Annotated in this window: 21 protein-coding genes; 9 read left to right on the top strand and 12 right to left on the bottom strand. The window is 55.1% G+C overall.

Going from position 1 to position 22506, the window contains the following annotated elements:
• The coding region (locus B3Z49_RS20650; RefSeq protein WP_296994417.1) for a thiamine pyrophosphate-dependent enzyme at positions 1–653 on the bottom strand (653 nt) is incomplete at its 3' end.
• 741 nt (positions 654–1394) lie between these two features.
• Positions 1395–1991 (bottom strand): TetR/AcrR family transcriptional regulator C-terminal domain-containing protein, encoded by a 597-nt coding sequence (locus B3Z49_RS20645; RefSeq protein WP_296994414.1) that lies wholly within the window; start codon positions 1989–1991, stop codon positions 1395–1397.
• A 295-nt stretch (positions 1992–2286) separates the two neighbouring features.
• Here B3Z49_RS20645 and B3Z49_RS20640 point away from each other — a divergent pair, with 295 nt between their 5' ends.
• On the top strand, positions 2287–3363 hold the full coding sequence (locus B3Z49_RS20640; RefSeq protein ID WP_296994412.1) for an oxygenase MpaB family protein: 1077 nt from the start codon (positions 2287–2289) through the stop codon (positions 3361–3363).
• Positions 3364–3465: 102 nt separating this feature from the next.
• On the opposite strand, the gene B3Z49_RS20635 is transcribed toward B3Z49_RS20640, so the two are convergent.
• The 6 genes from B3Z49_RS20635 to tpiA all read right to left on the bottom strand — a co-directional run bounded on the left by B3Z49_RS20635 (position 3466) and on the right by tpiA (position 9412).
• Positions 3466–3822, bottom strand: coding sequence for an FtsB family cell division protein (locus B3Z49_RS20635; protein ID WP_120226001.1), 357 nt, complete (start codon positions 3820–3822; stop codon positions 3466–3468).
• Between the two features lie 316 nt (positions 3823–4138).
• Positions 4139–5410 carry a phosphopyruvate hydratase gene (gene eno / locus B3Z49_RS20630; RefSeq protein ID WP_296994407.1) on the bottom strand — a complete coding sequence of 424 codons (1272 nt, stop codon included), beginning with the start codon at positions 5408–5410 and terminating at the stop codon, positions 4139–4141.
• Between the two features lie 104 nt (positions 5411–5514).
• Complete coding sequence (gene kdsA / locus B3Z49_RS20625) at positions 5515–6372, bottom strand: 3-deoxy-8-phosphooctulonate synthase (protein WP_008891174.1); 858 nt, start codon at positions 6370–6372, stop codon at positions 5515–5517.
• A 58-nt stretch (positions 6373–6430) separates the two neighbouring features.
• Complete coding sequence (locus B3Z49_RS20620) at positions 6431–8059, bottom strand: CTP synthase (RefSeq protein WP_008891175.1); 1629 nt, start codon at positions 8057–8059, stop codon at positions 6431–6433.
• Positions 8060–8180: 121 nt separating this feature from the next.
• Complete coding sequence (gene secG / locus B3Z49_RS20615) at positions 8181–8522, bottom strand: preprotein translocase subunit SecG (protein ID WP_008891176.1); 342 nt, start codon at positions 8520–8522, stop codon at positions 8181–8183.
• Between the two features lie 134 nt (positions 8523–8656).
• Entirely contained in the window at positions 8657–9412 is a 756-nt protein-coding gene (tpiA, locus tag B3Z49_RS20610) for a triose-phosphate isomerase (protein ID WP_064781475.1), read from the bottom strand.
• 351 nt (positions 9413–9763) lie between these two features.
• On the opposite strand from tpiA, the gene B3Z49_RS20605 reads away from it, so the two are divergent.
• Positions 9764–11659, top strand: a complete 1896-nt coding sequence (locus tag B3Z49_RS20605) for a peptidyl-prolyl cis-trans isomerase (RefSeq protein WP_296994398.1) — start codon at positions 9764–9766, stop codon at positions 11657–11659.
• A 94-nt stretch (positions 11660–11753) separates the two neighbouring features.
• Positions 11754–13253, top strand: coding sequence for an anthranilate synthase component I (gene trpE / locus B3Z49_RS20600; protein WP_296994395.1), 1500 nt, complete (start codon positions 11754–11756; stop codon positions 13251–13253).
• A 69-nt stretch (positions 13254–13322) separates the two neighbouring features.
• Here trpE and B3Z49_RS20595 read toward each other — a convergent pair whose 3' ends face one another.
• Positions 13323–14546, bottom strand: coding sequence for a divergent polysaccharide deacetylase family protein (locus tag B3Z49_RS20595; RefSeq protein ID WP_296994392.1), 1224 nt, complete (start codon positions 14544–14546; stop codon positions 13323–13325).
• Between the two features lie 271 nt (positions 14547–14817).
• On the opposite strand from B3Z49_RS20595, the gene B3Z49_RS20590 reads away from it, so the two are divergent.
• From B3Z49_RS20590 to trpC, 3 genes are read left to right on the top strand one after another with little or no spacing between them, the layout of a single operon-like run.
• Positions 14818–15390 (top strand): anthranilate synthase component II, encoded by a 573-nt coding sequence (locus tag B3Z49_RS20590; protein WP_296994389.1) that lies wholly within the window; start codon positions 14818–14820, stop codon positions 15388–15390.
• A 32-nt stretch (positions 15391–15422) separates the two neighbouring features.
• Positions 15423–16457 carry an anthranilate phosphoribosyltransferase gene (gene trpD / locus B3Z49_RS20585; protein WP_008891184.1) on the top strand — a complete coding sequence of 345 codons (1035 nt, stop codon included), beginning with the start codon at positions 15423–15425 and terminating at the stop codon, positions 16455–16457.
• Positions 16454–17251: an indole-3-glycerol phosphate synthase TrpC gene (gene trpC / locus B3Z49_RS20580; protein WP_296994387.1), complete on the top strand. Its 798-nt coding sequence runs from the start codon at positions 16454–16456 to the stop codon at positions 17249–17251. Before trpD ends, trpC begins: the two co-directional genes overlap by 4 nt.
• 8 nt (positions 17252–17259) lie before the next feature.
• Here trpC and B3Z49_RS20575 read toward each other — a convergent pair whose 3' ends face one another.
• On the bottom strand, positions 17260–17817 hold the full coding sequence (locus B3Z49_RS20575) for a hypothetical protein (RefSeq protein WP_296994385.1): 558 nt from the start codon (positions 17815–17817) through the stop codon (positions 17260–17262).
• A gap of 79 nt (positions 17818–17896) precedes the next feature.
• Between B3Z49_RS20575 and moaC the strand changes: the two genes are divergently transcribed.
• Both moaC and lexA read left to right on the top strand, forming a co-directional pair.
• Complete coding sequence (gene moaC / locus B3Z49_RS20570; protein WP_296994382.1) at positions 17897–18376, top strand: cyclic pyranopterin monophosphate synthase MoaC; 480 nt, start codon at positions 17897–17899, stop codon at positions 18374–18376.
• A 162-nt stretch (positions 18377–18538) separates the two neighbouring features.
• Positions 18539–19246 (top strand): transcriptional repressor LexA, encoded by a 708-nt coding sequence (gene lexA / locus B3Z49_RS20565; protein ID WP_008891187.1) that lies wholly within the window; start codon positions 18539–18541, stop codon positions 19244–19246.
• A 121-nt stretch (positions 19247–19367) separates the two neighbouring features.
• On the opposite strand, the gene B3Z49_RS20560 is transcribed toward lexA, so the two are convergent.
• On the bottom strand, positions 19368–19772 hold the full coding sequence (locus B3Z49_RS20560; RefSeq protein WP_296994379.1) for a VOC family protein: 405 nt from the start codon (positions 19770–19772) through the stop codon (positions 19368–19370).
• 101 nt (positions 19773–19873) lie between these two features.
• Entirely contained in the window at positions 19874–21874 is a 2001-nt protein-coding gene (locus B3Z49_RS20555; protein WP_296994376.1) for a ComEC/Rec2 family competence protein, read from the bottom strand.
• 279 nt (positions 21875–22153) lie between these two features.
• Here B3Z49_RS20555 and B3Z49_RS20550 point away from each other — a divergent pair.
• A partial coding sequence (locus tag B3Z49_RS20550; RefSeq protein WP_296994372.1) for a glutamate--tRNA ligase occupies positions 22154–22506 on the top strand: 353 nt, incomplete at its 3' end.

Raw genomic sequence — 22506 nt, 5'->3', positions numbered from 1 at the left:
TCACCGGGAATGCCATAGGCCTTACCGCGTTCATACAGATCCGGGCTCGACGAGTGACGCTGGGTCGAGGTGCCCATCGCATACTGGTTGTTCTCGATGCAATAAATCACCGGAAGCTGCCAAAGGGCTGCCATGTTGAATGCTTCATAGACCTGGCCCTGGTTGACGGCACCGTCACCCAGATAGGTCATGCAAACCTTGTTTTCGCCACGGTATTTGTAGCTAAAGGCAATACCGGTTCCGAGCGGAACCTGCGCACCCACGATACCATGACCACCATAGAAATTCTTTTCCTTGGAGAACATGTGCATCGAGCCGCCTTTACCGCGGGAATACCCGCCTTCGCGGCCCGTCAGTTCGGCCATCACACCGGCGGCATCCATGCCGGTTGCAAGCATATGTCCGTGATCGCGATAACTGGTGATAACACCATCTTCGTTCGATGCGGCGGCCTGCATGCCGACAACAACGGCTTCCTGCCCGATATAAAGGTGGCAGAAACCGCCAATGAGACCCATGCCATACAGCTGACCGGCTTTTTCTTCAAAGCGACGGATCAGAAGCATTTCACGGTAATATTTGAGGAGATCGTCACTGCTCGCCTGATTGTCGGCGCGCGTCGTGCCGCGTTTGCGTTTTGGTGTGGTCGCCATGTTTCCTCCCGGTGGATGGCTATCGCTTAAGCATCATGTATGAGTGCTTAATTCGGTACTGGACCACCGAAATGACTACCGAAAACAGACCACAAGGGCAAGCAATCTAACCTCGATTAAACTGTTGTTTTGCAACGCACAATCACAAATAAACCTGATTTAAGTTAATCTTTGAGTTTACGCGTTTTTACAGAGTTGCAGGATTTTCAGCACCTTGGACGCCTGCTTTAAAACTCGTTCATTCCCCTGCGTCACAAATGCTATGCTTTCGCGGGGATAATACCGCATAGCAGCGCAAAACGGAAAACAACCGAAAGAATGCATTGTATATCAATGACCTCTACTCGGTTTGGCAAAATAGCGCCCTAAACCAGAAGTCAGTTTAAACAACGACTTACCCGTTTGCGATTATTGCTGAACACAATTCACAACCCAAAATTTCTGTCAAACTGTGATCTGGTCAACAGTACAGAGCCATTTTACGCAGAGAAATACGATTGTGCTGCCAGCGGATTCTTTCGAAGCAAATCACGCACGCCCGGTCAGACTGGCGCCGACAGGCTAAGTTTGCGTCTGCGACGGCGATGATGACATCTTCAGGACGGGCTGCGTTCAGCATCGGCCACCTGGCCGAGCCGGGTTTGCATCGTCCCGAAATCAAGCAATCCGTCCTCTTCTTCGGCACTGTGAAAATGAAATACACTATCACGGGAAATGCGATTAACGGTGCAATGACCTGCCTCAGGCCAAGATCACAGAATTCGAGGCCAGATTTTGACGCTTTGCAAGCATGTGCTCCGCGCCCTCAAGAATTAACTCCACGCTAAAGTTCAGCTGTTGGGCACTATATGTATCAACGTTAAGAGACGATATCCGTTCTAGGTTTGGGAAGTCCTCGCTTTTCTGGGTGCCGAGTACGGCTATCAGCAGGTTTTTACGAGTTCTGGCGATTTCTTTTTGCGCTTGAGCCAGATCACGCGCATGCCCCAAGCAAAGTGTCCCCAGCACCGTCATTAGACGGATTGCCTCCTCATCGGTAAAACCGGCAGCATTCAGTTTTCCAAACAGGATTTCAACGGGTTTCAACGTCAGATCATTTATTAGATCACCAAACCACAGATAGTCCACCAGCTCAGCGAGTTCCAGGGCACTGTCAGCCAGATCGCGGCTGTAGATCCTGCAAGCTTCTTTCCAGTCCGAGGCTTCGGAAACCGTGGTTTGCGATAGCCGTCTGGAAAATGTGTCGTGCGCCAAAAGCTCAAGCAGCGATTGGCGATCCTTGACATGATAATGCAGCGCCTTGCGATCTACCTTCAGGATGTCGGCAAGAGACTGCATTGAAAGCTCTCCCCATGGAAGCGTTCTGGCCGCAGCAACGATCTGCTCTACATTCAGCCCTGCTCGTTTGCCCGGGCGCCGCGAACACCTCGCTCCCATCTTTTCAAATCCTTCTGTTGTTAAAATCCGCCGCGTAAACGGGCCTCTTCGCTGCACATAATGGTCTTTATCCTTGCCCCTTGGCAAGTTCGCAGCGGCAACCTCCCCCGACGCAGAACATGAAGGAAAGACCATATTGACAAAATTCTAAACTAGGAGCTTAATTATATTCCCGCTCGGGAATAAAGAGGAAAGAATGACGTCTAATGATCATATGCGCGCGGCCAACCCAAATATCGTTGTTAGCCAGGAACGGCTGCTGGGAACAGCAAAACGCTGGAGACGCCACGGCGAACCTAACGTTGCCACCAACGAAAATTCAGAACACCGGGGCGTTTTTGGTCCCGGCTCCCTCGCCTGGGATGTCCTTCTCCATCCTGCTGTCATCGTCTTTCAGTCTCCTGCACAGTTTATTTTGCAACTGACTTACAAGCCGGTCGTCGCTGGGGTTCGGGATTGGGATCCCATTTCAAAAAAAGCTCACCGCGGCGAATTGACCTTGTTCGACGTCTTTGACCGGGGTCAGAGAAATTCTGGCATTCACGCACCGATGTGGCTCGGAGACAAAGATACTGCCACACGTGTCGCGCAGCACTTGATCCGTATCCATGAGAAGGTTGAGGGAGATGTGATTGATGTCGGCGCACCCGAAATCGGCGGATACCAAGCAAACTCCCCCCGGGAATCCATGTGGGCGGCGTTGACTGAAATGCATTCAATGCTTTGGGTATACGAGCGGCTCGGATTTCACGGCCTTGCGCTTCCGCGCAGATTGCCCGACAATCTTCGTGATCGTTACATTGCAGAAGTCAGCGAATATTGCAGACTTTTCCCGCATGACGAAAACGAACTTCCAAAATCAATGGCCGACCTGAAACAGCTCTATAAGAAATATGATGATCTTTTCGGTGTCACCAAGACACTGGCGACCATCCCGGCAACGGGTCAGAACTTCCATCAACTTTGGAAAGACTCAATCGAAAAAAACTACCACCCTTCACAAAGAAAGGTGAAATTACAGCTCTTCTTCCAGGAAGGTCTGTTCAAATTACTTGCGATGGCTGCCGTCTCTGCCAAAGCGCGCAAGAACAGCGGCCTTTCGCCCAAAAAGGAAAAGGCGGTCCTGGCTGCCAGAGTATTCCTTCTCCCTGTTGTCTGGTTGCTCCAGCAGCGCCCGATTGAAAGCTACTTTCTACGGATGATGTGGGGCCCGGACGCCGTCGAAATGGTGGCAGCAGCAAGAAAACTTCATGCAGAGGCAAAGCGCGCCTGATCTTTAACTCGCAGACGGATCGAGCCCTGTGGGTCACGTCCCAAACAGCCATTCCTGACACGGCGATCCATCATGTTTCCGTGATGGGAACCGTGCGGGACTTCAGTTGGCATCGGCAGCCGCAGCCGTGATGACATCGCTATAGCCATCATGGTGGAAGATGATCACATCGTCGGGATGGGCGGCATTCAGCATCGCACGCGCCCGCTCATCAAGCAGATCCGGATCAAGGTGGCTCGCACGCAGCGAAAGCACATGCTGTTCAAGCAACTTGCGGCGTTCGGTCGTTTCTTCAAGAACCTGGGTGATCTGGCTGACGCGGTCTTGCATCGACCAATAATTCAAAAGCCCGCGTTCGCCTTCAACACTATGGAAAATGAAATACGCCATCACGGTAAATGCGATTACCGGTGCGACAGCCTGTTTCAGGCGAAGAATGACCGGTGAACTGGACGACATTTACCTTATGCCCCTTGCACATCTGTGCGACGTGATGACCAAATATCTCATTCCGGCTGCATAACGTAAAAACCACATACGTTATTTCGCTTGTCTGACAATGATTTACCATCGGACAAGTCGGGAAAACCGGCAAGATTACCCGTTACCATGCGCATATTCGGGTAAAAATAGAGTTAAGCAATCTGCGCAAAGCTGCGCGATTACGCTCAATTCACTAATCCTGATATTCGAATTTATCACTTGGCGCCCATACAAAACAGGCCGCCTCCGGATCGGGAAGCGGCCTGTTATGCAGTCGAAATATCAGCAGCCCTTACTTCAGGATCGAACGACCCGGAAAGTGTGCGCCAGCATCAAGAAGTTCCTCGATGCGGATCAGCTGATTGTATTTTGCCATACGGTCAGAACGCGACAGCGAACCGGTTTTGATCTGACCACAGTTGGTGGCAACCGCCAGATCGGCAATGGTCGCATCTTCGGTTTCGCCCGAACGGTGCGACATCACAGCCGTGTAACCGGCACGGTGTGCCATCTCAACCGCTTCCAGCGTTTCCGAAAGCGTGCCGATCTGGTTGACCTTGACCAGGATCGAGTTGGCAACGCCCTTCTTGATGCCGTCCGCAAGACGTTTCGGGTTGGTGACAAACAGGTCATCGCCCACAAGCTGGGTCTTGGCACCGATGGCGGACGTCAGTTCTGCCCAACCATCCCAATCGTCTTCGGCCATGCCGTCTTCGATGGAGAGGATCGGGTATTTGCCAACCAGGTCGGCCCAGTATTTGACCATCTGGCTCGGATCAAGCGACTTGCCCTCGCCGGCCAGAACGTATTTGCCGTCCTTGAAGAACTCGGTCGATGCCGCATCAAGGGCCAGTACAACGTCTTCTTCCGGGCGATAGCCAGCAGCCTCGATCGACTTCATGACATAGCTGATGGCAGCCTCGGTCGATGCGATGTTCGGCGCAAAGCCGCCCTCGTCACCAACGTTGGTGTTCAGGCCATCTGCTGACAATGCCTTTTTCAGGTTGTGGAAGATTTCCGCACCCATGCGGATCGCGTCCGAGCACGTCTCGGCCGAAACCGGCATGATCATGAATTCCTGAACGTCGATCGGGTTATCGGCATGCTCGCCGCCATTGATGATGTTCATCATCGGTACCGGCAACGTGCGGGCAAACGACCCACCAACATAACGATAAAGCGGAAGCCCCGCATCTTCGGCGGCTGCCTTGGCAGTCGCCAGCGATACACCCAGAATGGCGTTTGCGCCCAGACGGCCTTTGTTTTCAGTACCATCAAGGTCGATCATGACGTTGTCAACGGCAAGCTGGTCTTCGGCATCCATGCCCGCCAGCGCTTCAAAGATTTCACCGTTTACGGATGCAACCGCCTTGGTCACACCTTTGCCAAGGTAACGGTCTTCCTTGTCGCGCAGTTCGACGGCTTCGTGTGCACCGGTGGATGCGCCCGAAGGAACGGCAGCACGACCAAAGGCGCCATTTTCCAGGGTGACATCAACTTCGACCGTCGGGTTACCACGGCTGTCAAGGATTTCGCGGCCGCGAATATCGATAATAGCGGTCATGACAGAAACGTTCTCCTCACTGGTAGGAACCATACCTGATCATCAGGCATGCAGGTTACAGCAAAAAAGAATGCCGCCAATCACGTGCTGGCGGCATTTGTTATTTACGCGTCAAACATATCCAGACGGACCGGATTGGCTTTTGCCACTTTGTCCAGTTCCATCAGAACCGAAAGAACTTCGGGAAGCTTGTTCAACGGGATTTGGTTCGGGCCATCGGAAATGGCCGTCGCCGGGTTATCGTGGGTTTCGATAAACAGTGCTGCGATACCAACCGCAACGGCCGCACGGGCAAGAACTGGCGCGAATTCGCGCTGGCCACCTGACGAGGTGCCCTGTCCGCCCGGCTGCTGAACCGAATGGGTGGCATCGAAGACAACCGGATAGCCCTGACGGGCCATGGTGGGAAGTCCACGGAAGTCCGTGACAAGCGTGTTATAACCAAAGCTGGTCCCACGGTCACAGAGCATGATGTTTTCATTGCCGGTCGCAGCCAGGTTATTGGCCACATTGACCATGTCCCAAGGGGCCAGGAACTGACCCTTTTTGACATTGACCGCACGGCCCGTTTTGCCAGCCGCCTGCAACAGATCGGCCTGACGGCACAGGAATGCCGGGATCTGCAGGATATCGGCAACCTCGGCCACCGCCGCACACTGATCGGGCAAATGCACGTCGGTCACAATCGGAAGCCCGGTGACTTCCTTGACCTCTGCCAGGATATCGAGACCTTCCTTAAGGCCAACACCGCGTTTGGACGTGGTGCTGGTCCGGTTGGCCTTGTCAAACGAGCTTTTATAAACAAGCCCGATGCCAAGCCCTTCGGACAGTTCCTTAAGTGCTGTGGCCATTTCAAGGGCGTGCTGACGGCTTTCGATCGCGCACGGGCCTGCCAGAACGGCAAACGGCTTGTCGTTGGCGATTTCGATATTGCCGACTTTGACGGTTTTAATTTCGGTCATTGCACTGACTTTCTGTCGATCACTTGTGGCTGTTTGTTCTGGCAATCAGATACGAGGCTTATACCAGACGGCTGCGCTCTTTGGCGGCCTTGATATAGGAAACAAACAGCGGATGCGGATCCAGCGGACGCGAACGCAGTTCCGGGTGGAACTGAACACCGATGAACCACGGATGATCCGGATATTCGACGATTTCCGGCAAACGACCATCCGGCGAGAGGCCCGAGAATTTAAGACCCTTCTCTTCAAGCTGGCCCATGAAGTTGACGTTCACCTCATAACGATGGCGGTGACGTTCAAGAACGGTTTCGCTGCCATAAATCTCGCGTGCACGGGTGCCATCAACAAGTTTGCACTCGTAGTTGCCCAGACGCATGGTGCCGCCCAGATCATCGTCATCAGAACGACGCTCGACCGAGCCACCATCTTTCGCCCATTCGGTCATCAGACCGACAAGCGGCGTCTTGGTCGGACCAAATTCGGACGAGGACGCATCCTTAAGCCCGGCAAGGTTACGGGCTGCTTCCAGAACCGCCATCTGCATGCCAAAGCAAATCCCGAAATACGGCACCTTGTTTTCACGCGCATAGCGGGCCGCGGCAATCTTGCCTTCGGTGCCACGTTCGCCAAAGCCGCCCGGGACCATGATCGCATCAAGCTTGGACAGGATTTCGTTGACGTTGCCTTCTTTTTCCAGCTCGTCAGACGCAATCCATTCCAGTTTGACGCGCACCTTGTTAGCGATGCCGCCATGGGTCAATGCTTCGGTCAGCGACTTATAGGCATCAGGAAGCTGGATGTATTTGCCAACGATACCGATGGTGACCTCACCTTCCGGGTTGCGGATGGTGTTGCAGATATCTTCCCACGGCTGCAGATCGGGTTCCTGCGCCTGCAGGCCGAAGTGATACAGCACTTCGTTATCCAGACCATACTGGTGATAGCTGATCGGCACCTGATAGATGTTGTCAACGTCATAGGCCGGAATAACCGCCGCTTCACGGACGTTACAGAAACGCGCAATCTTGCGGCGTTCATTGATCGGAATTTCGCGATCGCAACGGCACAGAAGAATATCAGGCTGAATACCGACACTCTGCAGTTCCTTGACCGAGTGCTGGGTCGGCTTGGTCTTAAGCTCCCCGGCAGACGAAATATAAGGAACAAGTGTCAGGTGCATGAACAAGGCCCGGCCATCGCCAAGATCGTTGCCCATCTGACGGATGGCTTCAAGGAACGGAAGACTTTCGATATCGCCCACCGTGCCGCCGATTTCGACCAGGACAAAATCCTCGGTCGCATCGGACATGACGAATTCCTTGATCGCATCGGTGATGTGCGGAATGACCTGCACAGTCCCGCCAAGATAATCGCCGCGACGTTCACGCGCGATCACGTTGGAATAGATACGACCGGTGGTAACGTTATCCGACCGGCGCGATGATACGCCGGTGAAACGTTCATAGTGGCCAAGATCAAGGTCGGTCTCCGCACCGTCTTCGGTCACATAGCATTCGCCATGCTGGTACGGGCTCATGGTGCCCGGATCGACGTTGATATACGGATCAAGTTTACGCAGACGAACTGTAAAGCCGCGTGCCTGCAGGGATGCCCCCAAAGCAGCGGAAGCCAGACCTTTGCCCAGCGAGGAAACCACGCCACCGGTAATAAAGATAAAACGAGTCATTATCTTGGCCTCATCTCAAAGCACAAAGCCTCGGTTCCGTGCAGTGCACCACGAACCGGGGAATTCAACAATCAAAAATTGAGGCGGCAAGTTTGCCGCCTCAGGTCGTCGGTTAATTTGTTTAGCGGGTCGGAGCCGCGGGACCGGTGTCCTCGGCAGGCTCGGTGACCGCAGGGGCCGGTTCCGGCGCCTGATCAAGGATCGAAGCCGGCTGGGTGTGGGTATTCGACTGAAGGGCAAGAATGATGCTGGTGATCATGAATGCGCCTGCCAGAATAGCAGTAGTACGGGTCAGCAGGTTCGCAGCGCCGCGTGAGCTCATCACGCCGAAACCACCGCCGCCGCCTCCGCCGCCGCTGTTACCGCCGATACCAAGCCCACCGCCCTCGCTGCGCTGCACGAGAATCACAGCGATCAAGCCGAGCGCAAGAAGAAGGTGGATTACCAGAATGACTGTTTGCATGGTGTCGAAACTCTTGTCCTAATCAACCGATCCAAACGCAATTCGGCCCGGATCGGGCATAAATTTGATGCGTATTTAACGCGTTTTATGGCTGTTGGCTAGACCATATTAAACAAAATCTGCACCGCAGTCGGTCAGGCACAAGATTCAATAATCTGCCAGAAATCTTCAACCTTAAGGCTGGCCCCGCCGACAAGTGCACCGTCGACATCTTCGACAGCCATCAATTCCTTGGCATTCGACGGCTTGACCGAGCCACCATACAGAATTCGGAACTGATCACCATCCTCAAACCGTGCCATCAGACCTGCACGGATCGCAGCATGTACTTCGGCAACTTCTTCGACACTGGCAGTCCGGCCCGTGCCAATCGCCCAGACCGGCTCATAGGCAACAACCGTGTTTTTCGCCGTCGCCCCATCGGGAAGCGATACCGCCACCTGCCCGTTCACCACCGGCAACGTCGCGCCAAGATCGCGTTCTTCCTCGGTCTCGCCAACGCAAACCACCGCGATCAGACCAGCATCATGGGCCGCAATCGCCTTTTTGCGAATATCGGTCGAACTTTCCCCATGATCGGCACGGCGTTCGGAATGACCAACCAGAACATATTGTGCGCCAATATCGGCCAGCATCGGGGCCGCCAGATCACCGGTATGCGCGCCTGAAATCGCCGCATGGCAATCCTGCCCACCGACGGCAACCGCACTTCCCTTGGTCACACCAACTGCCTCGGACAAAAGCGTTGCCGGCGGACAGACCAGAATATCGCAACCAAGCGCCCCTTTTTCAGACGCCTTTGCCGCCAGGCTTGAAGCCAGCGCAAGACCGTCTGCACGCAAACAGTTCATTTTCCAGTTTCCGGCAATCAGGGGACGGCGTTGGGTCATGGGAGCTACCTCGTGCTGATCAGGTTCACATTTTGTCCGTGTAGTGTCTTTGTTTCAAGACCATAACAACCGGTTTGCGGTTGATACGATTTGTTACAGGACCTGTTTCGACGCGGGTTTTAGCATGCCATGCCAGCGAGGCCAAGTACCCGAAAACGCCCGATCACGTATTTAGGATGTGATTGCAGTCATCTTCTATACAATCGCCTGTTGCCGCTGATAACACTCGCCATTAAGATGCGCGGCAAATTTGCTCGGGCCTTTTCGTGTATCGCGTCGTCCGGGCAACCATAATGAAACGACGTCAAAGCCTGATTTTGGCGTCAAACCACGGATTGTTAGGCTTATCATATGCTTGCTGGCATTCGCACATTTTCGAAATCAATCTTCGCCAAGATTATCTTTGGCGTGATTGCACTGAGCTTCGTGATCTGGGGCCTGAACGCATCGATGCTCAATCTGGGCACCTCGCGTGAAGTTGCCGAAATCGGCAGCCAACGGATCACCCCGGTCGAACTGGATCGCGCCTTCCAGCGTAGCGTGCAGAATATGCAAAACATGTTCGGACCGAACTTCAACCAGCAGCAGGCCATTCAGATGGGCCTTCTGAACAATACGGTGCAGTCGCTCGTATCCCAGAAGATCCTGCGTGAAGATGCCAAAAACATCGGTATCGGCATCAGCGACGAAGCCGTTCGTGATCAGATCTTTTCTTCTGACAGCTTCAAGGACCCGACCACCGGCCAGTTCAGCCGTGACCGCTTCCTGCAGGCCCTGTATCAGGCTGGCTACACCGAAAACGAATTCATCAACGGTGTCCGTGGCGACATGATGAGCCAGCAGGTCGTCAGCAGCCTGACCAACCCGGCAACGGTGCCAGACATCATGGCGCGTCAGATCGTCGCTTACCGCAATGAACAGCGCAGCGGTTCGTTCTTTACGCTGAACAAGGACGCCTTTGCAGACATCGCACCGGCTGATGACGCGACCCTTCGTGCCTATCACGAAGAAAACGCGGCCCAGTTCACCGCACCGGAAAGCCGCAATGTCACCCTTGCAACGCTGAGTGCCGCTGACCTGATTGCGACCGTCACCGTAACCGACGAAGAAATTTCCGACGCCTATGCGCAGCGCGAACCGGAATTCCAGACCCCGGAAAAACGCACCGTCGAACAAATCCTGTTTTCGCCGAACGAAGAACAGACCGCCCGTGAAGCCTATAAGCGCCTGACGGAAGGTGCAGACTTCATGACGGTTGCCAAAGAAGACGCCAACATGGACGAAGCCATGGTCAAACTTGGCCAGTTCACCGCGAATGACATCCTGCCCGATCTCCGCGATGCGACCTTCTCGCTCGACGAAGGCGGCATCTCCGAGCCGGTTGAAACCGCCCTTGGCTGGCACATCATCCGTGTGCCGTCGATCACCCCGGGCAGCACGCAAAGCCTGGATGAAGTTCGCGACATCATTGTTGACGGCCTCAAACAGTTCAAAGCCGAAGACGCCATTTATGATCTGGCGGCCACCTTTGACGAAGAACTCGGTGCCGGCACCCCGATCGAAGACGCCGCACGCGATGTTGGCGCAAAGACCTACAAGCTTGACGGCATCGTCCGCGGCGAAGGCCTTGCAGGTCAGAACGTTGACGGCGCAGACGAAATCAACGCCAAAATCTTCGAGCTCGAAAACGGTGAGGAGAGCTTCCTTGAAGAAACCGCTTCGGGCACGCGTTATGTCGTTCGTGTTGAAAACGTAACCCCGTCGGCCCTGCGTCCATTTGACGAAGTCCGCGACGAAGTTGTTGCCGCATGGACCGCCGAAGAACGCCAACGCCTGATGATGGAAAAGGCCGAAGAACTGGCTGGCAACATCAACACTTCCGGTGCTGATCTCGCAGCCCTCGCGACCGAAGACGGCGCAGATGTTCGTGAAACCGGCCTGACGCGCCGTACCGGCCGTGGCCTTGCAGAAGACGTCAACCCGGCGGTTGCCGCTGCCCTCTTCACCCTTGAAGACGGCAAGGCCAAAGCCGTCCAGACCGGCGAAGACGTCATGATCGTCAAGCTTGATGAAATTCAGGCCGCCGACATCAACACCGCCGATGCCGCGCCGGTAAATGACGAGCTCAAGGAAGCCCTTAACGAGGACATCCTTGCGCAGTATCTCAACTACCTGAACGAGGAAATCTCGGTCAGCGTCAATAACAGCGTGATCAACGAGCTTTATCAGCCGACCGCTGCAAACTGAGACGCATCCAGGGGCGACCGGAAAATCCGGTCGCCCTTTTTCTATCTCACCGACGCCATCGCCAAACCGACCAAGCCCAACCATCGGACAGATCATGGAAATCAAACCGGATTTCACCAGTTTCAAGCAAAACTACGATAACGGCATTTCGCAGGTTCTCTGGACCTCGCTGACCGCAGATCTTGATACGCCGGTCTCGGCCTTTCTCAAGATCGCCGAAGGCATGCCAAACACCTATTTGCTTGAATCTGTTGAAGGCGGATCGGTCCGCGGGCGTTATTCCTTCCTCGGTCTCAAACCCGACCTGATCTGGCGTTGCTTTGGCAACAAGGCCGAACTCAATCGCCGTGTGATGGCCGATGCCGACGCCTTTGTGGCCGAGCCGGACGCCCCGCTTGACAGCCTCAAGAAACTGATCGCTGAAAGCCATATCGAACTGCCCGCCAACCTGCCGCCGATGAGTGCCGGTCTGGTCGGCTATATGGGCTATGACACTGTGCGTCTGATGGAAAAGCTGCCCGACAGCAACACCGATGAACTTGACGTGCCCGATGGCATCTTCATCCGCCCGACCGTGACGGCAAGTTTTGACACCATCGAAGACACGGTAACCGTGGTGACGCCGGTGCGCCCGGAAAGCGGCATTTCGGCTGATGCGGCCTATGATCTGGCCTGTGCGCGGCTTAATGACGTGGTCCAGCAGTTCCAGCGCAATCTGTTTATCGACCGCCGCTCCAAATCCGTACCCGATACCCTGCCCGAACCAAAAGTCAGCGTCACCGAGGCAGGATTCCACGACATGGTCGAAAAGGCCAAGGATTATATCCGTGCGGGCGATATCTTTCAGGTGGTCCTGTCACAACGCTACACGCTGCCCTATCAGCTCCCGCCCTTTGCCTTTTACCGGGCATTGCGTCGGATCAATCCGTCGCCCTTCATGTTCTATCTTGATATCGGCGGTTTTCAGGTCGTCGGGGCCAGCCCGGAAATCCTGGTGCGGCTCCGCGACGGCGAAGTCACCATTCGCCCGATTGCCGGAACCCGTCGGCGCGGCAAAACGCCCGATGACGACAAAGTCATGGCGCAAGACCTGCTCGATGATCCCAAGGAACGCTCAGAACATCTGATGCTGCTCGATCTTGGCCGCAACGATGTCGGGCGCGTCTCCAAACCGGGCACCGTGCGCGTCACCGACCGCGAACAGATCGAATACTATTCCCACGTCATGCATATCGTCTCAAACGTGGTCGGCCAGATTGACGAAACCAAATACGACGCCATGGATGCGCTGAAGGCCGGCTTCCCGGCCGGCACCGTTTCGGGTGCCCCCAAAGTCCGCGCCATGGAAATCATCGATGAACTGGAATCGGTCCGGCGTGGCATTTATGCCGGCTGTATCGGCTATATCTCGGCCGATGGCTCGATGGATACCTGCATTGCGCTGCGCACCGCTGTCATCAAGGACGAGAAAATCCATATTCAGGCCGGTGCCGGTGTCGTCGTCGACAGCAAACCGGAACTTGAACACAAGGAATGCCAGAACAAGGCCGGTGCCCTTATGGCCGCCGCCCGCGAAGCCCATCGCTTCGCCTGATCCGGTATTGCGCAAACAAAAAGGGCTGCAGTCATCCTGCAGCCCTTTTTTCATGTCCGTCAGCGAACCCTAGCCGGTCACACTTTGCATCGACCGGCGCAGCACATCTGTAATCGGCACCAGAACAAATCCCTTGGCCTGAATTTCGGGGATCCATTTGTGAAGCGCCCCGATCGTCAGATCGCGCGGATGACCAATCGCAATCGCAAAGCCCTGTTTGCGGGCGACATTTTCGGTGCGGGCCAACATATCGGCGATCTTGGCCGCATCATCGGCATCATCAATAAAGATATCACGCGTGATTGCCGGGACGCCAAAGCTGCTGGCCGTGGAATACCCGACCGAGTCTGCGCTGGTACGGCTATCAAGGAACATCAGGCCGCGTGACTTCATGACTTCCATGACAATGCGCATGCGTTCGGGATCGGCGGTAAATTTGCTGCCCATGTGATTGTTCACACCGACATAGCCATCAAAGCGATCCAGCATCCAGGACATCTCGTTCAGGATCTTCTGGCGGTCATAGCTTGCCAGCAACGCATGCGGCCCCGGATCAACCGATGCGGATGATGGCTCCATCGGCATATGCAGCATCACTTCATGGCCAGCCTTGCGCGCGGCGTTGACCTGCGCCTGCAAATCACGGGCATAGGGCAGATAGGAAATCGTGATCGGGCCCGGCAGATCCACCGTCTTGGCTGTGCGCGGCTGATCAAGGCCGGCATCATCAATCACAATCGCAATCACCGGCTTGTCGCCGGTATCCTGTGTCAGCGCGGCATATTTCTGCCACGGCTGATTTGTCGGACCAACGGTTGCGACCGGAACATCATTGCCACTATCGCCAGGAAGGATCTCCCCACCCTGGTCCGGTTTGCGTGCGGCCGGTGCCGGCACGAAGTCCGTCAGCCCCTGCCCGCCCTGTCCGGTGGATCGGGTGGTTTCACTGTTTTCGCCGACCAGATATCCCGTGCGTCCACGCTCGGATACGTTGGCATTTTCCGAAAGCTTGTAATCCTTGCGAAGCTTTGGGGTCGGCTCCGGCTCGGCCAGGGCATAATTCGGTGCGCTTTGATCCGCTGCGCGGCCAAATTCATCCGACGCGCGATCAAGTTCAAGCATGCTGCCAACGGCAATAATGGCCGACAGCGTACCCGCAACAAAGGCCCCGCCCAGCATCAGGCGACCAATGCCACCCGATTTCTTTTTCGGGGCGGTCTTTTTACGAGTGGATTTCTTGGGTGCCGCCTTCTTACGTTTGGCGGTCGGTGCCCGGGTTGCCCGGCGTGCCACGCTGTGGTCTCCAGTATTCGTTTGTTGGGATGCTCGTAGCGGCTGTTTCGTTCACTGAACGACCGCTTCCCATGTTGTGATTATACACCGATCAAGTCGGTTTGTGTTTTCACGTTTTTAAAACGGTTCTGGTTAGCGCACGGTTAAAAGATCGTAACCATCTTCACCAATGTCATCAAATAGCGAAAAAAGCCTTGCTCTGCTTCTGCTTGACGTAGCGACAATGGCGTTTATTCTCTGGCAACTTTAATGTGCACAGGCCTTTCCTCCGATGTATCTCCTCATCGACAATTACGACAGTTTCACATTCAATCTGTGGCACTATCTGCGCGAACTCGGCCCGGAGGTCGAAGTGCGCCGCAATGATGAGATTACCGTGGATGCGGCCATGGCGCTCAATCCTGAAGGCATTGTGATTTCACCCGGTCCTTGCGATCCGGAACGGGCCGGTATCTGCCTTGATCTGATCAAGGCCGCCGCGGGCAAGGTCAAATTGCTTGGCGTCTGTCTGGGTCATCAATCGATCGGTCAGGCCTTTGGCGGCAAAGTAATCCGTGCGCCTGAATGCATGCATGGCAAGACCGATGCGATGAAACATGCTGGCACCAGCGTTTTTAAAGGCCTGCCCAGCCCGTTTGAGGCCACCCGCTATCACTCGCTGGTGATTGAACGCGAAACTTTGCCCGACAGCCTTGAAATAACGGCCGAAAGCGGAGATGGTCTTATTATGGGCGTGCGTCACAAAACCCATCAAATTCATGGTGTCCAGTTCCATCCCGAAAGCATCGCTTCGGAACATGGCCACGCCTTGCTTAAGAATTTTATCGACTATACCGGTGCGTAACCCGCACCGGACCGCAAACCAAGGAAGACCCGATGTCGACTGATCATGATCTGAAGCCAATTCTGGCCAAAGTCGCAGATGGCGAAAAACTGACCGAAAGCGCTGCCGAGGCGGCCTTTAACGTGCTGATGTCCGGTCAGGCGACACCATCGCAGATGGGGGCTTTCCTGATGGGCTTGCGCATTCGTGGCGAAACCGTTGATGAAATCACAGGTGCCGCCCGTGTCATGCGCGAAAAGGCAACCGGCATCATTGCCCCGGAAAATGCGGTCGACACCTGCGGCACCGGTGGTGATGGCAGCGGCACCTATAACATCTCGACCGGGGCTGCGATTGTCGCTGCCGCCGCGGGTGCCACCGTTGCCAAGCACGGCAACCGCGCCGCATCATCCAAATCCGGGTCTGCCGATGTTTTGATGGCGCTTGGTGTCAATCTTGATGCCGATATGAAGCTTCTGGAAAAGGCGCTTCGTGACATCAATCTTTGCTTCATGATGGCAACCCGTCACCATTCGGCGATGCGCCATGTCATGCCGACCCGCGTTGAAATGGGCACGCGCACCATCTTTAACCTGCTGGGACCGCTGGCCAACCCGGCCAAGACCAAACGTCAGGTTCTTGGCGTCTTTGCCAAACAGTGGGTCGAACCGATTGCCAATGTGCTCAACCGTCTGGGATCGGTGCATGCATGGGTTGTTCATGGCCACAGCGGCCTTGATGAAATCTCGACCACCGGTCCGACTTACGTTGCCGAGGTCAAGAACGGCAAGGTCACCACATTTGAAATCAGCCCAAGTGATTTCGGCCTTGAAACCGTAACGCTTGACGATCTCAAGGGCGGCGATGCCGATGTCAATGCCAGGGCGATTACCGACCTTTTGGCCGCCAAGAAAAGCCCGTACCGCGACATCGTTCTGATGAATGCCGGGGCGGCACTTGTGGTCACCGGCATCGCCAGCGATCTGGCCGACGGCATCAAAAAGGCCGCAGACGCCATTGATAGCGGCAAGGCTGCCGAGACCCTGCAAGGGCTTGTCAAGATTACCAATGAAGGAACCCCGGCGTGAGCGACGTACTAGCCAAAATCTGCAATGACAAACGCGATCACGTTGCGGCCTGCAAGGCGCGCAAGACGCTTGCCACCCTCGAGGCCGAGGCAAAGGCACAATCAGCCCCGCGTGGTTTTATCAAGGCCCTTGAAACCAGTGTTGCCGATGGCCGTTATGGCCTGATTGCCGAAATCAAAAAGGCATCGCCCTCCAAGGGGCTGATCCGCCCGGACTTCAATCCGCCGGAACTCGCCAAGGCTTACAAGGCTGGCGGGGCAAGCTGCCTGTCGGTTCTGACTGACATCCCCTATTTCCAGGGCGATGACAGCTATCTGGTCGCCGCCCGTGCGGCGGTCGATCTTCCGGCCCTTCGCAAGGATTTCATGGTTGATCCCTATCAGATCACCGAGGCACGTGCGCTTGGTGCCGATTGCATCCTTCTGATCATGGCGGCCCTTGAAGACAGCCTGGCTTCTGAGCTTGAAGATGCCGCGCACAGCCTTGGCATGGATGTTTTGATCGAGGTGCACAACGCCCCGGAACTCGAACGCGCGCTCAAGCTCAAATCGCGCCTTGTGGGCATTAATAACCGCAACCTCAAGACCATGGAAATCTCGCTCACCACGACCGAGGAACTGGCAGGCATGGTTGGCGATGATCGGTTGCTGGTGGCTGAAAGCGGCCTGTTTACCCCTGATGACCTTGCCCGCATGGCAAAGGTCGGCGCTGAGTGTTTCCTGATCGGTGAAAGCCTGATGCGCCAGGACGACGTCGCAACCGCCACCCGCAACCTGCTCGGCCTTGCGGCCTGAGTGCCTCGTTATTGGGATACTGTTTCCACAGGGACAGTTATCGGAGCAATATCGGTAAACACCCAATAGAGGTAATTGAAGCCCAGCATCTCCTTGCCGTTGCGATGCACGCGGGCACCCAAGATGTCTTCGCCTTGCAAGTCATCGAAACGTGAGAAAACAAAACAGAAAGTGGATGTGAGGCACAGCTTGTCTCGGTTCTGATAGGCGCCGGAACTGAAGGGAGCCCAATAAGCATCACCCGACCACGATTTCGAGCTTGTCCCACGTACGACAACCTTGTTCTCGACTGTCATCTCGGCGCGAAACTGCCAACCGCTAATTGGGTTCACAAAGGTAAACGTTTTTCCGGCAAGGACCGCCTCAACTTCTTCGCGATCTAGTTTTGTGTAACCAGGCGGTAGATAATTTGGGTCTTGAGCTTCTCTCTCAAGGTGCTTTGCACCAATGGCATACATGCCTTCAACTTCGTCTTTCGACAGAACCCAGTCTGGCTTATGTTGAACAACGCATCCCTGAAGCATGGCAAGTGCGCCGCAAACCAAAAACTTAATGTATGTGTTCATAACTTTAGCTGCTCAGCCGAATAATACTAAAACGCGAATTTACTGATATCATGCAATTTTAAATTAACAAGGTTAGATCATGGCAGACAAGCTTTCCCATATTGATGCCGTTGGCAATGCGGTGATGGTCGATATTTCGGCCAAGGCCGAAACTGCGCGTACCGCCATTGCCAAGGCCCGGGTTCTGATGTCTTCCGAAACCGCCAAGCTGATTGCGGCGCGCGGCCATAAAAAGGGCGATGTTCTTGGCATCGCCCAGCTTGCCGGGATCATGGGCGCGAAAAAGACCCCCGATCTGATCCCGCTTTGTCACCCCCTGCCCCTGACTTCTGTCACCGTCGATCTCGGACTGGCCGAGGGGGTCGATGCGGTCGATATCACCGCCACCTGCAAGACAACCGGCAAGACCGGTGTCGAGATGGAAGCCCTCACCGCGGCCTCGGTCGCGGCACTCACGGTTTTTGACATGTGCAAGGCGGTTGACAAAAGTATGAGGATTACCGATTTGCGGGTCACCCGAAAAGAAGGTGGCAAATCGGGCACCTTCGTCGCGGACTAGCTTCCTGTCCCCCTAGACCGCCGACTATTCATATTTTTTGAAGGATCGCGGCGATTATTCGGTTTTTCCGTCAAATCGCACAGAGCCGCTTGACCCGCGAAAAGAACTAAAGTAGAACATCTGCGTATCCTTTTTGTTCTTTTTACAGGTTCGGGAAATAACATGCTGACGCGCAAGCAATATGAGTTGCTGGTCTATATAGACAATTACCTTCGCGATCACGGGATTTCGCCCTCTTTCGATGAAATGAAAGAGGCCCTGAACCTTAAATCCAAATCCGGCATTCACCGCCTGATCACAGGCCTTGAGGAACGCGGCTTTATCCGCCGCCTTGCCCATCGGGCACGCGCGCTTGAGGTGGTCAGACTTCCGGAAAACAGCGATGATGACGCGCCGGAAACGCCAAACAATGTGACCTCGCTTGCCAGTGTGCGAAAGGCTGCCCACCGGCCAACCACGGTGCCAACCGCCTTTTCCGAAGCCGGAGAATCCGTTGGTTTGCCGCTCTATGGCCGGATTGCTGCCGGTACACCGATCGAGGCCCTTCGCGATCAAACGACCATGGTACAGGTTCCGGCCGCCCTGCTTGGTGCCGGTGATCACTATGCCCTTGAAGTATCGGGGGATTCGATGATTGATGCCGGTATTCTTGATGGTGACACCGTCCTGATCCAGCGCTGCGAACAGGCCCATGACGGCACGATTGTGGTGGCGCTCGTCGATGACAGCGAAGCCACGCTTAAGCGCCTGAAACGCGGGCGCGGTGAAGTTCTGCTGGAACCGGCCAACGCACGCTATGAAACCCGCGCCCTGTCGCCGGATCGTGTGCGCATTCAGGGCCGTCTGGTCGGGCTGCTGCGTCAGTACTGATTGCTTGCGCGACGTTAAAAACAAAAACGCCCGGTGCTTTTGCCCGGGCGTTTTTAATTTGTGCGGTTTGGGGCGGGAATAGTCATTAATCAGCCCTTCCCGAACCGATGCTTTGCACCATTTAGCGCGGATCAAAGGATACTTCGAGACGGGTTCCGCCAGGTTCGCGGATCATGAAATGCTCTTTGGGCCCTGAGCCTGAAAATTCCGGGGCAAATTCGATTTCCACACCCGGCCAGTCTTTCACAGCAGCAAACACGGCATTGAGATCGTCCGAGGTTGGCACCTTCAAGGCAAGATGGTGCAGCCCGATATTCTTATGACGATCAAACGGTCGGTAATCCTCGGCCTTTCGCTCCCACAATGTCACTTTGGTGTATCCATCCGTAACATAGGCACTTGGATAGTCGGGATTGCCACCGAACTGTTCCCAGCCCAAAGCACAAATAAAGAAGCCCTTGCTTGCGTCGAGATCGCTGACGGTCAAGCCGATATGGTCAACGCCTTTGGTCATCGCAGATGTCATGTTGGTCCCCTGTTTAACAGACGAAACCTTACGAACGCATTGGATCAAAAGTCAAATTTCGAAGTTTGTCTTCTTCGCCGATATGAGTGAGTTCAATTTCATTAGCGCCCCGCTCTGCCGCCGATGATGATCCAGGGCCAATTACCGGTCTCCGCACGGACGGTGTTGATTGCAGGCTTTTCGCCAGCCTCAGACGGCAGTTTGATCGCAACACCGCCCTGCCACCACAGAACATCATCATCGATGACCATGCGCGCGCCAGAGGCCTGACAGATGGTTGGTAGATCTGTTTTCAGACTAACAATGATATCTGCATTACGGCAGGCATAAAACGGATTGGCAATACGGCTTGCGACAGTGATCCGTGACTGAACGATGTTAGCGCTAACACCAAGGGAGCACGGGTCGTTCTGGCAGGACTGTACGCGGCTTGGTTCCTGTTCGGGGCGAATACCAAAGCGGCTCATCCAGATGCCTTTTTGAAAGTCATTTAACCGTGATGAGGTATGCAGGATACCGGCATCGGGATCATAAACAGCCCAGCTTTCGCGGTCGCCCGATATCAGGATTTCGGGCTCTTTGTGCAGTGCCTGAAAGATGATGGCGGCAAAAATCAGCGGAAGGACCGGCACGATCATCACCTCGTCGCGCCAGATAACGATCCAGGCCAAGGCAAACAGCCCCAAGGCAACCGCCAGCATATCAAGGCCCGAGACATACCAAAGCCCCCAGTCCTGTGCGGCAACCAGTTCGGCGGTTTCCAACAATACCGTCAATCCGGGCTTCATTGCGGCCAGTGAGAGCCCCGATAACCCAATCGGGATCAGCGCCAGCGTCACGACGATCCAGGGCATCACCCAGAATGCCATGACCGGAATGGCGACCAGATTGGCGAAGACACCGAGCATCGAAATCCGGCCAAAATGATAGCCGATGATGGGGGCAGTCACGGCCGTCACGATCAGACTGGTCAGCAGCAAGCCCGCAAGATAAAGGCCGGCACGCTCATACCAGGACAGCATCCCCTGCCGATCCAGCCAGCGCCGCCCCGGCCCGTCATAAAACGCAACAAGTGCGCCAACGGCGGCAAAGGAGAGTTGGAAACTGGCGCCAAGCGCCGCATCGGGCCGCAGGATCAAAACAATGATCGCGGCCACGCCCACAAGGCGCAGCGATATGGCACGGCGATCCAGCAGGAGTGCCAGCCAAACCACAAGCAACATGACAAAGGCGCGCTGGGTCGGAATGGTCGCCCCGGATAATCCGAGATAGACAAGCCCCGCCAGCATGGCCGCCATCGCCGCCCATTTCTTGATCGAATAACGCAAGGCAATTGATGGAATGGCCGCCAACCCGAACCGGATCAGGAAAAACACCGTCCCGCACAGCAATCCCATATGCAGACCGGAAATCGCCAACAAATGCGCAAGGCCGGATTTGCGGAGGTTATCGGCAATATCCGGGGTCACTTCGCCGCGTTCGCCGATGATCAGCGCCTTGGCAATGCCGGTTTCGGGGCCTGTCATTTCATCGCTGATGACGTTTGAGATATATTGACGCGCTGTTTCAATACCGACCAGCAATGCGTTGTTGTTTATGTCTTTTTGATTTTCCAGAACTTCGAACTGTCGTCCAAAGACAAATCCGGAAGCGGCAATATCGCTGAAATAGAGATTACGTGCAAAATCCGGGTCGCCGGGAACAGCAGGTGCGCGCAAGGGAAAGAGACGTGCGTTCGCACGGATCTGGTCGCCAATTGAAAGCGCACTATCGCCCAGAAAGCTGAGCCTTACATTCCAGTCCAGTTGGTCTTGGGCAATGCCGACAATCTCGGACGGCTGCACGGTGGCGCGGATGCGTCCATTCCGCGGTTCCAGCGCAATGATGGTGCCGGTAACCTCGGTCGTGTAGAGCGTTTTTGTCGGGATATTATCCGGGCCAAGTTCGGTATGGATGGCACTTGTCAAAGCCCCGAACGCCAAACTGGCAAGCAGTTGAAATGCGAAGGCCAGAGTGGCAAGCCGCCGCGACATCCAGAAACCGCAGCCCAGCAGAATCACCGCCAGAGCAATTTGACCAAGCCCGATACGCGCAGGGAGCAAGAAATACCCGGCGCAGCCCAACCCAAAGAAGATAACCGAGGACAGAAACCATTTATTTCTTTGGCTTGTTACAACAAAATTAATTTGTGAGAAAACACCCACAAATAATTGTTTTAATTTAACTTTACCTGTCGCCGTACGACGAATGTCCAATAGCCCGCCTGCCGCATAGTTTCTATCTAACATCCGCTGTGGTGCAACAGCGTGTCATTTGTGCTATAGCCTGCACGCCAAAAGTCCTCAGGACAAGCGACAACATCCAAATAACGGATAGATTGAATGACGGTTGTTACCCGTTTTGCCCCGTCTCCGACCGGGTTTCTGCATATCGGCGGCGCACGCACCGCACTTTATAACTGGCTATATGCCAAACATACCGGTGGCAAGTTCTTGCTCCGGATCGAGGATACCGACCGTGAACGTTCAACGCCCGAGGCCGTAGACGCCATTTTTGACGGCTTGAACTGGCTTGGCCTGACCGCAGACGAAGAGCCGACTTTCCAGTTTGCCCGTCGCGACCGCCATGCAGAAGTAGCCCAACAGCTTCTTGATGCCGGGAAAGCGTATTATTGCTATTGCTCCCCCGAGGAGCTGACCGCCATGCGCGAGAAAGCCCGCGCAGAAGGCCGTCC

It is taken from the genome of Thalassospira sp. UBA1131 (genome assembly GCF_002311515.1).
Taxonomy (GTDB): domain Bacteria; phylum Pseudomonadota; class Alphaproteobacteria; order Rhodospirillales; family Thalassospiraceae; genus Thalassospira.
The sequence above is the reverse complement of the archived record's forward strand: the minus strand, read 5'-3'. Positions and strand labels throughout refer to the sequence as shown.